The following is a 14,077-nucleotide window of genomic DNA, read 5'->3' as shown; positions in this document are numbered from 1 at the left end:
GTACTAAAACTACAAGATTAAAAAAGCACCTATTAAGGTGCTTTTTTATTATTGACGAATTAGCCAAGCGAGCATACTGGAGCTAATCGAGCGCATGTAATAATGCTTGCACTGGGTGCTGTGTTATCTTGTTATCTAAACGTTTTATTTGACTTCGACATGAGTAGCCGGTAACCAATAGCTGTTCTGTTGCAAGGTCTGCCACTTTATTTTGCCAACTCATCTGATAAAGCGCCTTAGAATTATCTAAATTTACTTTCTCATGTCCATAAGTACCTGCCATACCACAACAGCCGACAGAAACATTAGCTAATGACAAACCAAAGTGTTGGAAGATATCTCGCCACTGACCTTCACTACCCGCCAATGCAGTTTTCTCTGTGCAGTGTGCAAAAAGTTTATACGCTATTGGCTTAGCGCTTTTAGAGGTTTCATCTTTCAGCACTTTATTTTGGTGATCGAGAATAGTAATTAGCCATTCATGTGCCAGAACAACATTAAACTCTCCTCTCGCTTTCCCCAAAGTCTGATGATACTCATCTCGATAACATAAAGCTAAAGAGGCATCTAAGCCAATCATAGGTAGGTTTAACTGATGTACTTTATTAAGAAAGTCTGCTGTTGATTTTGCAGTCTTAGCAAATTTTGCCAAAAAGCCTTTTACATGTTGCGGCTTACCATTGGGTTTAAATGGCAACAATATTGGTTGATAACCAAGCTTTCTCACCAATAACATAAAGTCTTCCACCACTTTTGCATCATAAAACGAGGTAAAAGGGTCTTGCACAACGAGCACTTTCTTAGCACGTTCATCCGAATTCATTTCGCCAAGCTGCTCTAAATCAAAGCTTTCAAATTGATGCTGATTAGTACGCTCTGTTAAGGTAGGTACAGACAACAAAGGTGTATCAACATAGCCGATTGTCGCTTGCGATATTTTATTATAAATATTTGAACCTAAAACACTATTAACCAGTTTTGGCGCTTTGGCCATGATTGGTGTCATCACTTCAACATTAGCCACTAGGTGATCTTTTGCTGGTCTAAAATATCTTGAGTGGTAAAGATTAATAAATCGGGCTCTAAAATCAGGCACATCGACTTTAATTGGGCATTGGCTAGCGCACGCTTTACAGGCTAAACAGCCTTGCATAGCGGCCATCACTTCATGAGAAAAATCATCACTTTCTTGGCTAGAAGTTTGGCGACTAAAGCGATTTTTGACTTTATCTAATAATTGTTTTACCGACCAATGCTGTATATTTTGCTCTAATGCTAAAATATCAACACCTTTTGCTTCAACAAGCCTTAACCACTCTCGCATCAAGCCAGCTCTGCCTTTTGGCGAATGCCTACGGTCACGCGTAACCTTGCTTGAAGGACACATAGGACTATTAACGTCATAATTAAAGCATAAACCGTTGCCGTTACAATCGAGTGCGGAGTTAAAAGAGTCTTTTACCGTTACCGGGATTTGTCGATCATAAAAGCCACGTTTTCTATCATCAACTGAGACTAATTTTTCTTCCGATTGATATGGCGTACAAATTTTCCCTGGATTCATTTTATTCAATGGATCGAATGCTGCTTTTATTTTTCTTAATTCTGTAAATAGTGCTTCACCAAAAAATTCAGGTCCGTATTCACTACGATAGCCTTTACCGTGCTCTCCCCACATTAAACCACCATATTTAGCCGTTAATGCCACAACCTTGTCAGAAATTTCTCGAAGTAAAATTTCTTGTTCGGGATCACACATATCCAATGCAGGACGAACATGTAAAACGCCAGCATCAACATGACCAAACATGCCATAATGTAAACCATAGCCATCAAGTAATTCTCTAAACTCAGCAATAAAGTCTGCTAAATTTTCTGGCGGTACGGCGGTGTCTTCTGCAAAAGCTAAAGGCTTTTGGCTGCCTTCAGTATTACCCAATAGGCCAACCGCCTTTTTGCGCATGGTATAAAGTTTAGCAATGCTGCCTAAATCAGAGGTAACTTGATAACCAATAACACCCGTGCCATTAGCAATATCTTCATCAAGCACAGCACAAAGGTCGTTTACCTGCTCAGCAACCGCTTCTATACTTTCGCCGTTATACTCGACCATATTGATGCCATCCATCACAGCACCTTCAACGTCTTGCAGCATATCGCTAACTAACTGCCAAACAATATCTTGTTTAGCTAAGTTCAGTACTTTACTGTCGATGGTTTCCACTGAGGTTGCTTTGGCTTTAACTAGCGACGGAGAATGACGTAGCGCCGAGTCAAAACTATCATACTTAATATTAATTAAGGTTTTGGCATTGGCGATTGGTGTTAAGTTTAGTTTGGCTTCACAAACAAAGGCTAATGAGCCTTCTGAGCCAGTAATGATACGACTGAGATCAACCTGAGTGAGCTCTTGGTTAAAGACATTTTCTAAATCATAACCGGTTAGAAATCGATTTAAACGAGGAAACTTTGCAAGAATAAGATCACGATTATCGCGACATGAACTCAGTACTTGCTGCATTAATTTACCAATCGTGGTTTCTTCTTCTGCCAACTCTTGGGCTGCTACCATTGATATTGGTGATGTTGCTAACAACTCGCCATTGGCTAGCACACTCTCCAATCCTAAAACATGATCTGAAGTTTTACCGTACACCAAAGAGCCTTGTCCTGAGGCATCTGTGTTGATCATGCCACCTATAGTTGCACGGTTACTGGTTGATAAATCTGGAGAAAAGAAAAAGCCATGAGGCCTTAAATAATCATTGAGCTGATCTTTAACAACGCCCGCCTCTACACGCACCCAGTTTTCGGCGACATTGATCTCTAATATACGGTTCATATATTTTGACAAATCAACCACAATGCCCGGCGTTAAACTTTGACCATTGGTACCGGTTCCGCCACCACGAGCACTAAACTTTATTTCATTAAAGCGTTGCTCTGCACCGAGTGCTGTGATCTGTTGAATATCTTGCTTGCTACGCGGGTGCAGCACCAACTGAGGCAATTGCTGGTAAACGCTATTATCTGTGGCATGGGCTAATCGAGCACTGTACTGAAAATTAATATCGCCGGTAAAGCGTTTGCTTGCTAATTCTTTGGCATATTCTTGATATAAAGGAGAAACAAGCTCTTGTGGGGCTAGCTTAGGTAACATGAAGTAAATTTTCTATTAACAATAATATGATGGCAACATTATATCATGGCAAAGTAATATTTGGCCCTGTTAACAAAAAAAGCCTAAGAACTTTTTTATCACAAGCATGACAAAAAGCACCTAGGCTTACTTTCAACAAAAAGAATTAACAAGTTAATTCTTTTTGTTATGTTGCTCAGCTAAATACAACCAAGTTGGTAATACAGTATCAGGGTTAAGCGACAAGCTTTCTATACCCTGCTCGACTAACCAAGCAGCAAAATCAGCGTGATCAGAAGGACCTTGCCCACAAATCCCTACATACTTACCACGTGCTTTACAGGCCTTAATAGCCATTTCTAGTAGTAATTTGATCGCAGGATCTCGCTCATCAAATAAGTGCGCTACTAAGCCAGAATCACGATCTAAGCCTAAGGTTAGTTGCGTTAAATCATTTGAGCCTATAGAAAAACCATCGAAATAATCTAAGAATTGGTCCGCTAATAAAGCATTAGATGGCAATTCACACATCATAATAATGCGTAAACCATTTTCACCGCGCTTTAAGCCATGTTCACCCAGAATATCAATTACCGCTGACGCTTCTTCTAATGTACGAACAAATGGGATCATAATTTCAACATGGGTCATCCCCATATCATTACGCACGCGTTTTATTGCTTCACATTCAAGTGCAAAACAATCTCTAAAATCTTTAGAAATATAACGTGAGGCACCGCGATAGCCAATCATCGGGTTTTCTTCTTCCGGTTCAAACGCTTCGCCGCCAACCAAATTAGCATATTCGTTAGATTTAAAGTCAGACATACGCACAATAACTTTTTCTGGTGCATAAGCTGCTGCTAATGTCGAAATGCCTTCCGTTAGCTTAGCAATATAAAATTCTACTGGGTTGTCATAACCGGCGGTAATATCGCGAATTTCATCTTGTAAATCAGCAGACTGCTCATCAAAGTTCAATAACGCCTTAGGGTGTACGCCGATCATTTTATTGATGATAAATTCAAGTCGCGCTAAACCAATGCCGGCGTGTGGTAAACGAGCAAAGGCGAAGGCGCGGTCTGGATTACCAACATTCATCATAACTTTCAGTGGTAAATCAGGCATTGAGTCCACTTCAGAAGTCGTCACAGTAAAGTCTAACTTGCCCTGATAAATAAAGCCGGTGTCACCTTCAGCACATGACACGGTAATTTCGTCACCGTTGGCAATTTTACTGGTGGCGTCGCCACAACCAACTACTGCAGGAATACCCATTTCACGAGCAATAATAGCCGCATGACAGGTACGACCGCCACGATTAGTTACAATAGCAGAAGCACGTTTCATGATAGGTTCCCAATCAGGATCTGTCATATCGGTCACTAATACATCACCAGGTAAAATTTTATCCATTTCTTCTAATGAAGATAGAACTTTTGCTTCACCACTACCTATTTTGTGACCAATTGAACGTCCTTCACAAACAATAGCTGCACTTGCTTGTAATTGAAATTGTTCCATTACATTTGCATTTTCGCGACTTTTCACTGTTTCTGGACGTGCTTGTACAATATACAGTTTACCGTCTAAGCCATCCTTAGCCCATTCGATATCCATCGCACGGCCGTAATGCTTTTCAATTACTACCGCTTGTTTAGCTAATTCTTCTACTTCATTATCGGTCAATGAAAAAGTATCAGACTGCGCTTGCTCAATATCAACTACTTCTACCTGCTTACCATGCTCTTGGGTATCAGCGTAAATCATTTTAATGGCTTTACTACCAATATTTCGGCGCACAACCGCTGGCTTGCCTTTAGCTAATGTTGGTTTATGAACATAAAATTCATCAGGATTAACAGCGCCTTGTACCACCATTTCACCTAAACCATAGCTAGAAGTTACAAAAACCACGTCTTCAAAGCCAGACTCTGTATCAATTGAGAACATAACACCGCTAGATGAAATATCACTGCGCACCATACGCTGGATACCTGCAGATAACGCCACCCCACGATGATCATAGCCTTGGTGAACACGGTAAGAAATTGCGCGATCGTTGAAAAGAGAAGCAAAAACATGCTTAATCGCAATCATCACCGCGTCTAAGCCACGAACATTAAGAAAAGTTTCTTGTTGACCAGCAAAAGAAGCGTCTGGCATATCTTCGGCCGTAGCTGATGAGCGAACAGCAAAGGAAGCATCGTCAGCAAAACCACCAGCAAGTTGTGCGTATGCTTGTTCGATGTCTTGCTGCATTTGAGGTAGGAATGGCGTATCAATAACCCATTGACGAATTTTATTACCACATTCAGTCAAAGCATTAATATCACTAACATCTAAATCATCTAAAAGAAGATAGATTTTGTCGTTAAGACCACTTTGTTCAAGAAATTCATTAAAGGCAAACGAGGTTGTAGCAAATCCCCCCGGCACCTGTACACCCATATTTGAAAGATTTGAAATCATTTCGCCCAATGATGCGTTTTTACCGCCGACGCGATCAACATCATTCATGCCTAAATCTTCATACCAAAGTACGTTTTCTTGCACGTCACCATCTCCATTCGTAATAAAAGAATTTAAGAAAGCTATCTTTTCTTATTAAGTCTCAAAATCAATAGCCTTAAAATAACTTTCTTAAATCTTTTCTCGAAGATAATTTTCATTTAACGGTAGTTTTCACGCCGCAGACATTTTACACTGCTAAACGTTAAACTAAAGCACTATTTGAAAGTTTTCACCTTCCATTACAGAATAATATATAGGATTATTTATGCGGGCAGCGTTTTACATTTCTGACGGCACAGCTATCACTTCTGAAGTTTTTGGTCATGCATTGTTATCACTTTTCCCTACCGAGTTCGAACACGATACCATTTCATTTGTCGAAACCAAAGAAAAAGCGCTGAAAGCCTGTGAACGCATAAATCGCGCGGCAAAGCGCACCGGTATACCTCCGTTAGTATTTCACACCTTTGTTAATCCAGATATTCGCGAAATAATCGACGGCTGCGACGGTATTATTTACAATTTCCTTGAACATTTTGTCGCACCGTTAGAGCAACATTTAGGGATTGAAGCAAAACCCAAAGCCCACAGAACACACAGTATTCACGAAAATAGCTATGACTATCGCATTGACGCGGTAAACTATTCATTAGCCAATGACGATGGTTCAAATGTCACTAACTATGAACACGCAGATGTGATTCTTGTTGGGGTTTCACGCTCAGGTAAAACGCCTACGTCACTTTACCTCGCCCTGCAATACGGTATTAAGGCGGCTAACTACCCTTTTACTGATGACGATATGGATGAGCTTAAATTGCCTGCATTTCTAAAAATGCACAAAAAGAAAATATTTGGCTTAACCATAGACGCTGAGCGCCTAGTTGATATTCGTGATGGTAGAATGGCCAATACTAAGTACTCTTCGGCACGACAATGTCGTATGGAAGTACGAGAAGTTGAAAAGCTCTACAAAAAAGAAAAGATCCCTTTTTTAAATACCACTAAGCTTTCCGTCGAAGAAATAACTGCAAAAATATTGTCAGAAACTGGCCTTCAGCGCTATAAATATTAACTTATGACAAATTAGTTGCTTAAAAACTCAGAAAGCGGTTCACTTAACAGATTATATTGGTTATGTTAGCGCGATATTATTATTGCGCTGCATATAAATAGATATGCAAGCTAACAAGCATTTGATAGCACATGACCATAAAAACAGATGAATTTAGAACCACGTTAATTGAAAATTTAGTTTCTCCAGCCGAACTTGCCCAGCAAATTCCCCTTGATGATGACACTGCCAGTTTTATTATTAATAGCCGCAAAGACATTGAAGCGATTATTAACGGTGAAGATAATCGTTTGCTTGTGATCATCGGCCCTTGTTCGATACACGATACCGATGCTGCCATTGACTATGCTAAAAAATTAAAAGTACTTCATGATAAGTATGCAGATGAATTACTTATTGTGATGCGTGTTTACTTTGAAAAACCTCGTACAACTGTGGGTTGGAAGGGGCTAATTAGTGATCCTGACTTAGACAAATCATTCCATGTTGCTAAGGGCTTAGATTTAGCTCGTAATTTATTAATGGAAATTAATAAATTAGGCTTGCCCGCAGGCACTGAATTTTTAGATATGGTTACTGGCCAATATATTTCTGATCTGATCAGCTGGGGAGCTATTGGCGCGCGTACCACTGAAAGCCAAGTTCATCGAGAACTAGCTTCTGCCCTTTCATGCCCAGTGGGTTTTAAAAACGGTACCGATGGCAATATTCAAATCGCCGTTGACGCCATTAAAGCGTCTAGTGTGCCACACGTACTTTATTCGCCAAATAAAAGCGGCCAAATGTGTATTTACCAAACCCATGGCAACCCATTTGCTCATGTAATATTACGAGGCGGAAAATTACCTAATTATCACTCCGATGATGTTAAAGGTACCTGCGCAACGCTTTCAAAAGCGGGCTTGGCTGAAAAAGTCATGATTGACTGTAGCCACGGCAATAGTTTTAAAGATCATAATAAGCAAATCGATGTTGCTCGTTCACTTGCCACTCAAATTGAAAACGGTGAAGAATCTATTTTCGGTGTCATGATCGAAAGCTTTTTAATTGCCGGTAATCAAAAAGTCATTCCTGAACAGCCATTGGTATATGGCCAAAGTATTACCGATGCGTGTATTAATTTAGATACTAGTGAAGAAATTCTTAGTGTTTTAGCGACTGCGATTAAGACAAGAATGTAATAAGGCAAATACCAAACGCTTTAAAAGTGATTTAAAATATCGTCATTCATTCACATCCATGTGATCATGACATACCGTTCATCCTGAACATAAAAAGCCGATTATCAATTTGATAATCGGCTTTTTTTTATCACTAAATAATATTTAACTTAGAAGAAGTTAGCTTTAAACTCAACGCCCCAGAAACGAGGTTCGTTAACAAAGCCAGTTAAGTTGTTAAAGTCAATTGCCCCTGTTAACTGTTCTTCATCTGTAATATTACGGCCGAACAAGGCAACTTCATATTCAGCGTCATCACCGAACCATTCATAACCAACGCGAATACCGCCTTCTAACAATGCATCACCAGTAAACTCTGTTGATTCATATAGGAAGAAATTAACTTCACTGCGATAAGACCAATCGGTATAAATGTATAGCTCACCATCGGCAATTTCTTTTGTCCAACGGGCGCTTAAGTTACTGATCCACTCTGGCGATTGTGGTAATGAATTACCATCAATAATCGCTAAACCATCGGCATTTAATGGATCGGTTACCGTACAACCACCACCACAGCCAGGTACAGCTACATTACTATCTTGCAATTCAGTGTGGTTATAACTAACACTTGCTGCCAGCACAAAATCAGGCGTAACGAAGTATTCTGAATCAAGTTCAAATCCATAGCCTACCGCCTTATCGGCATTTAGCAAGCTTGCGACATTGCCTGTACCACCAACAGCAGTTAATTGCTGATCTTTAACTTCATAATAAAACACAGAACCGTCAACACGGGCAGTATTTTCTAAAAACACTGATTTAAAACCTGTTTCTACCGAGTCTACTATTTCTGAATCAGCTGTCGTTGAATTCGCTGAGAATAATAAACTACGTCCTTGAATACTAGGTGCACGGTAACCGCGAGCAATTCGTGCATAAATATTTGTCTCATCATTAAGTACATATGATGCACTTAAATCACCGCTCACTTGCGAATCTTCAACATCATTACTTTCTTTAAATCCAGGTGCGCCAAATGGAGATTGTACTAATTCACCATCCCATTTACGTTCATCATCAGAGTAACGTAAACCACCATTAATGCTTAACTTATCAGATACTTCATAATCAAGTGAAGCAAAAATTGCCCAGGCCTTAGTTTCCATATTTTGAATAGCAAGACCATTAGGAGCGCCATTTGCTAAAGTATCAAAACTTAAGTTGTTTATGGTTAAATCTTCGTCGAATAAAAAGAAACCAAATTGATAATCTAGCTTACCTAGATCGTTACTTGCAATGCGTATTTCTTGTGTCGACTGTTTATGATCAGGCATTTTTGCGCCTGTTTCTGATGGGAAAGGAATAAAGCCAGGTCCCATATAATCAGGTAGGAATGCTGCACCGTAACCACCATCAATATCACCTACAGAAAACATTTCTGCTGATTCATGACCTGTTACGGATGTCAGCGTATGACTACCAAAGTCATATTCAATTTTTAAACTTGCGCCCTTCATATCAACCGTTTGATTGTTACGTAGTGCCGCATCTTGGAAAATAGTTTCACGATCAAAGTCATCAATTAAGTCATTGGTGCCTGGCTTGATAATATTCGCTCTAAAAATACGCGCATCGGCTTCTGCATCACGGAAGTGATAATTAAATAATGCCGAAAAGTCATCATTAGGCTCCCACAGCAACTGTAAACGACCCGCAGTTTCACTATAGCCGCCGAGTTGATCTTTCTTTTCAAAACCTGGAGCCTTATTATCAATCCAATCATCACGGTCTTGTTGTAATAACGAAACTCGTGCTGAAAGCTCATCAGTTAAACCGCCGCCAACGGCCAAGCGAAAGTCGGTTGAGCCAAAGCTTCCGTATGAACCAGAAACCGTCGCATCAAAATCTTGCGTTGGCTTTTTCGATTGCACTTTAACAATACCAGCCGGGGTATTACGGCCAAACAACGTACCTTGTGGGCCACGCAAAACCTCAACACGTTCAATATCAAACATTGGCATACCTTTAGTTAAGGCATTTTCCAATACAACATCATCATAAATAAGAGAAACCGGTTGTGATGCTAGTAAATCAAAATCAGTATTACCTAAACCACGAATATAAAAGCGCGGGAATGTGCGACCAAATGAGGATTCTATTAATAAACTAGGAACCTTTGCAGATAAGGCTCTTACGTCCATACCTGATGAACCTAATACTTCTAATTTTTTCGGTGTTAAAGCAGAAACTGAAATTGGAACATCTTTCACATTTTCTGTACGCTTACGCGCAGTGACTTCGATAACCTCAATGCCAACAACTTCGTTAGCTTTTTCTTCTGCCAGCGCTGAGTTTGAAACACCCGCAACAGACGCAAGAATAGCCGCGTTTACACAAAGTGCAAGCGACGTTTTTTTAAAAACACTCATTAAGTACTCTCCCAAGAACTGTTTATGTTTTGTATTGCTTTGATTTTATTGCTTTGCTTTATATTACTAAACGTACAAAGCGACCACGCTTATTCTTTTTATGATTTAAAATTTAAATTTGATAGAAAACTTTTACCATACGACATAGCCTCTAAACTAAAGAGCTCGGCGATAGTTTGCCCTAAATCAGCAAAGGTGCTTCTTTCACCTAAATTTACCGATTCAATGTTGTGGTGATACGCGATCATTGGCACATATTCTCGCGTGTGATCATTACCCGGCCAAGTTGGATCACAACCATGATCTGCGGTAATAAATAAGACATCATCATCATTCATGGCCTGATAAATATCAGCTAATCGCGTGTCTAAATATTCTAATGCTTGAGCATAGCCAACCGGGTCTCTTCTGTGACCGAAGTCTTGATCAAAGTTGACTAAATTAGTGAAGATGAGGCTATTATCTTTAGCTGTGTTAATGTGGTCAATTGTGGCATCAATAAGTGCCGGTAACCCTGTTGCTTTCGTTTTATCCGTGAAGCCTTGATGAGCAAAAATATCAGCAATTTTCCCGATGCTAATAACATTGCCACCAGCTTCATATAATTTATCTAAAACCGTTTTTGCCGGCGGCAATACTGAATAATCTCGCCTATTACCCGTTCGAATAAAGCTTGCTTTATCTTCGCCAACAAATGGCCGTGCTATCACTCTGCCAATATTTAAGTTTTCTTTATCAAGTAACTCTCTGACTTGTTCGCAATAGCGATATAAATTATCTAAACCAAAATGTTCTTCATGGGCAGCTATTTGAAACACGCTATCCGCTGAAGTATAACAAATAGGTAAGCCTGTTTTAATATGCTCAGCACCTAAAGCCGCAATAATATCTGTACCTGAGGCATGGCAATTACCTAACAACCCAGCATAATTTGTTGCTTGATTTACTTTTTCAACCAGATCTTTTGAGAAACTTTCTGTCCTGTCGGAGAAGTAGCCCCAGTCAAATAAAACAGGAACACCTGCCATTTCCCAATGTCCACTAGGTGTATCTTTACCGGTACTAATTTCCGCTGCGTAACCATATGCCCCTTTAGTTGGCAAAGCGCCATCAAACGGAAACGTTTTATTTGATGCTTGCTCACAAGCGCGAACTAAACCCAATGAAGAAAGCTGTGGTATTTTGGCGGCTTTACCGGTTTGTTGATGAAAAGCAATAGCAAGATTTGCAAATGTATTTGCCGATACATCACCAAAATCCGCCGCATCAGGGGCATGCCCTATGCCTAAACTATCAATAACTACAACAATTGCTCTTGCCACTTCAATTCCTAATTTATTAAGTTCAAAATAATACCAAACAAAACCTGACATATAAGTCAAGTTAAAGTAAGATTACATTAGCACCAATTTATACTAGATGGCAATTGATAAAAGCCAACTGATGCAAATTTAATTATAGAACAATAATCTTATGTCCTTTTATATAAGTATTCGCGTTAAAAATAGTTTTTTATATGCAAATATATATATTAAAAAAGCGCTTAATAAATGTGACCACATGGTCAGGTTATGATAAAGTTCAAGACAAATTATGTATGTTTTACTTCTCAAAACCTAACCTAGATAATATAAAATAGTTAATTGAAGTGATAAATTAAGAAAGGTCAACATTTTGCAAACCAATAAACCGACGATTATTGCGGTAACTGGCGCTTCGGCATCAGGAAAATCTCTTTTTGCACAAACGATTTACGATGAACTTTTGCCTGAACTTGGGGCAAATGGCATTTCTATCATCAAAGAGGATTCGTATTACAAAAGTCAATCACACCTTTCTATGGAAGAGCGTGTTAAAACTAATTACGATCACCCAAGTGCATTTGAACATAGCTTATTAACTGAGCATTTAACTAAATTAAGTAACGGCGAAAGTGTTGATATTCCAACATATTGTTATAAAACTCATACTCGTTTAGATGAAACGTTACATTTAACGCCAACATCAATAATTTTGGTCGAGGGGATATTGCTCTTCTCCGATGAAGCGTTACGCAATAAATTTGATATTAAAATTTACATTGATACCCCACTCGACATTTGTTTAGTGCGCCGAATAAATCGCGATACAATCGAGCGTTCACGCAGTGTTGAGTCAATTACTGAACAGTATTTAACCACAGTTCGTCCTATGTACCACCAATACATAGAGCCCAATAAGCCATTTGCTGACGTTGTCGTCACCCGTGGTGGTAAAAATAGAATGGCGATTGAAATGTTAAAAGCAAAAATTCGTCAACTAATGCAAAAAAAATAACAGTACTTTTAAGCGAATAGTTTTAAAAAATATAATAATGATAACAAAGTAAATTATGAGGTAAGTATGGAATTAGGTGCACTTCGAGGCGTTATTGGCATAATGGCTTTATTGGTTATTGCCTTTTTAATGTCAAAAGATCGCAAAGCAATCAATTGGCGAACAGTAGGTTTTGCATTCTCCTTGCAAATTTTACTCGGTGCTTTTGTACTTTATGTTCCATTCGGTAAAGACGTTCTAGGCTCAATCACCAATGGTGTTCAACAAGTTATCGACAGTGCGAAAGCCGGTATTAACTTTTTGTTTGGCGGCTTAGGCACCGATGCCATGTTTGGCAATGGTGTCGGGTTTGTTTTCGCTGTACGTGTTTTACCCGTTATCATCTTTTTCTCTTCACTTATTGCCGTGCTTTATTATTTAGGCATTATGCAGTGGGTGGTAAAAATTATTGGCGGTGGTTTACAAAAGTTATTAAAAACCTCAAAGCCTGAATCTCTTTCTGCAACGGCTAATATCTTTGTTGGCCAAACTGAAGCGCCATTGGTGATCCGTCCTTACATCGCAAAAATGAGCCAATCAGAATTATTTGCCATCATGGTTGGCGGCTTAGCCTCAGTTGCAGGCTCTATCCTTGCTGGTTACGCCGGTTTAGGGGTAAAGCTCGAATACTTAATTGCTGCCTCATTTATGGCTGCCCCTGGTGGACTTCTGATGGCAAAGTTAATGTTGCCAGAAACAGAAGAAATTAAAAATGACTACAGTGATGTCGAAATTGATAGCGATGGTGAAAAACCTGCTAATGTGATTGACGCCGCCGCATCGGGAGCCGCATCGGGACTAAAGCTTGCCGTGAATGTTGGTGCAATGTTACTGGCATTTATCGCGATTATCGCCCTACTTAATACTATGGTATCGGGTTTTGGTAGTTTATTAGGTTTTGAAGGTATTACCATTGAATGGATACTTGGCTATCTATTTGCTCCGTTTGCTTTTCTAATCGGTGTACCATTTGAAGAAATGCTACAGGCAGGCAGTTTTATCGGTCAAAAAGTTGTAGTAAATGAGTTTTTTGCCTACGTAAACTTTGTTGAAATTAAAGATACATTGACGCCGACAACGCAAGCGATTGTAACCTTCGCCTTATGTGGCTTTGCCAACTTATCGTCTATCGCCATTTTATTGGGTGGTATTGGCTCTATGGCGCCAAGTCGTCGCCCTGACATTGCTCGTTTAGGCATGAAAGCTATGCTAGCGGCAACCATGGCAAACTTGATGAGTGCTGCTATTGCCGGGGTTTTTGTTAGTTTATAAACACACTAGGAGCTGTTTTCTTTCAGTCTATAGCAGAGACAGAAATGAAAGTTCAACAGCCCCTAACAAGCAATAAACATCCTATTAGCCTAGCCATTATGTCTGGGCTATTTTATAAATATGACTTTTT

Annotated in this window: 8 protein-coding genes; 4 read left to right on the top strand and 4 right to left on the bottom strand. The window is 39.5% G+C overall.

Going from position 1 to position 14,077, the window contains the following annotated elements:
* Positions 1–82: 82 nt before the first annotated feature.
* Together ydiJ and ppsA are read right to left on the bottom strand one after the other, a co-directional pair.
* Complete coding sequence (gene ydiJ / locus AC27JP_RS07770) at positions 83–3,160, bottom strand: D-2-hydroxyglutarate dehydrogenase YdiJ (RefSeq protein ID WP_487113745.1); 3,078 nt, start codon at positions 3,158–3,160, stop codon at positions 83–85.
* A gap of 153 nt (positions 3,161–3,313) precedes the next feature.
* Positions 3,314–5,695 (bottom strand): phosphoenolpyruvate synthase, encoded by a 2,382-nt coding sequence (gene ppsA / locus AC27JP_RS07765; protein WP_487113743.1) that lies wholly within the window; start codon positions 5,693–5,695, stop codon positions 3,314–3,316.
* Between the two features lie 223 nt (positions 5,696–5,918).
* Between ppsA and ppsR the strand changes: the two genes are divergently transcribed.
* Complete coding sequence (gene ppsR, locus AC27JP_RS07760) at positions 5,919–6,728, top strand: posphoenolpyruvate synthetase regulatory kinase/phosphorylase PpsR (RefSeq protein WP_487113741.1); 810 nt, start codon at positions 5,919–5,921, stop codon at positions 6,726–6,728.
* 131 nt (positions 6,729–6,859) lie between these two features.
* Positions 6,860–7,909 (top strand): 3-deoxy-7-phosphoheptulonate synthase, encoded by a 1,050-nt coding sequence (locus AC27JP_RS07755; protein WP_487113739.1) that lies wholly within the window; start codon positions 6,860–6,862, stop codon positions 7,907–7,909.
* A 149-nt stretch (positions 7,910–8,058) separates the two neighbouring features.
* Here AC27JP_RS07755 and AC27JP_RS07750 read toward each other — a convergent pair whose 3' ends face one another.
* Both AC27JP_RS07750 and AC27JP_RS07745 read right to left on the bottom strand, forming a co-directional pair.
* Positions 8,059–10,320 (bottom strand): TonB-dependent receptor, encoded by a 2,262-nt coding sequence (locus AC27JP_RS07750; protein ID WP_487113737.1) that lies wholly within the window; start codon positions 10,318–10,320, stop codon positions 8,059–8,061.
* A 98-nt stretch (positions 10,321–10,418) separates the two neighbouring features.
* Positions 10,419–11,642: a phosphopentomutase gene (locus tag AC27JP_RS07745; RefSeq protein ID WP_487113735.1), complete on the bottom strand. Its 1,224-nt coding sequence runs from the start codon at positions 11,640–11,642 to the stop codon at positions 10,419–10,421.
* 352 nt (positions 11,643–11,994) lie between these two features.
* On the opposite strand from AC27JP_RS07745, the gene udk reads away from it, so the two are divergent.
* Both udk and AC27JP_RS07735 read left to right on the top strand, forming a co-directional pair.
* On the top strand, positions 11,995–12,636 hold the full coding sequence (gene udk, locus AC27JP_RS07740) for a uridine kinase (RefSeq protein WP_487113733.1): 642 nt from the start codon (positions 11,995–11,997) through the stop codon (positions 12,634–12,636).
* A gap of 66 nt (positions 12,637–12,702) precedes the next feature.
* Positions 12,703–13,947, top strand: a complete 1,245-nt coding sequence (locus AC27JP_RS07735) for a NupC/NupG family nucleoside CNT transporter (protein ID WP_487113731.1) — start codon at positions 12,703–12,705, stop codon at positions 13,945–13,947.
* The last annotated feature ends 130 nt before the right edge of the window (positions 13,948–14,077 follow it).

It is taken from the genome of Colwellia sp. SU-HH01172, assembly GCF_057553355.1.
Note: the sequence above shows the minus strand (reverse complement) of the source record. Positions and strands in the feature narration are given on the sequence as shown.